Source organism: Pseudomonas sp. HY13-MNA-CIBAN-0226 (genome assembly GCF_040310305.1).
GTDB lineage: Bacteria > Pseudomonadota > Gammaproteobacteria > Pseudomonadales > Pseudomonadaceae > Aquipseudomonas > Aquipseudomonas gregormendelii.
Genome location: NZ_JBEOPS010000061.1, coordinates 1 through 651, shown reverse-complemented (window position 1 = coordinate 651; position 651 = coordinate 1). Strand labels below are relative to the sequence as shown.

Annotated in this window: 1 protein-coding gene; it reads right to left on the bottom strand. The window is 44.1% G+C overall.

The window, feature by feature from the left end; genetic code table 11:
* A partial coding sequence (locus AAEZ05_RS27740; RefSeq protein WP_350649738.1) for an IS110 family transposase occupies window positions 1–651 on the bottom strand: 651 nt, incomplete at both ends.

Here is a 651-nt window from a genome sequence, read left to right as displayed (position 1 = left end):
GACTTGCCCTTAAATAGCCCTGATTCACTATGCTTGGGAACTAGACCTAAAAAGGCTGCCATTTGCGACGCTTGACTAAACTGCTTATTATGCATCAGCGACATCATCTGCTTTGAGACAACAGGGCCGACGCCTTTAATAGTTTGTAGCAGATATTGGTCTTGCTTTAAATTGGGATGACCATCGATATGGTCATCAATATCACCATTGAGCTTAACAATGGCGGCTTGCAAAGAGACTATCATCTGCTCAATAGACGCTTTAACGATAGGAGCGGTGTCTGTGGCCTCCGTTTTTTCCAATCGATTCAGCTCACGTTGTAAGTCTTCTTGTAGCGCGTCTAAGCGCGACAGTAAAGACTTGAGGTGACGCGCCTCTGCTGGCGGCGGTGTCCACAATTTAGGCTTAGCACTATAGGTGTAGCGGGCTAATAACATACTATCTTTCTTATCCGTCTTGTTGCGACTTCCTAAACTAGCAGCATAGCTTTTGACGTAAGCAGGATTGATGATGCTAACGTTAAGCTTTTTATCAAATAGGTAGTAGGCGATGTTCTCGTGATAGACGCCTGTAGCTTCAAGGGTTATGTGGATGTTGTTTAAGTCATCAGTAATGTTAGCAATTAGCCAGTTGATAAGAGCAGCATAGTCA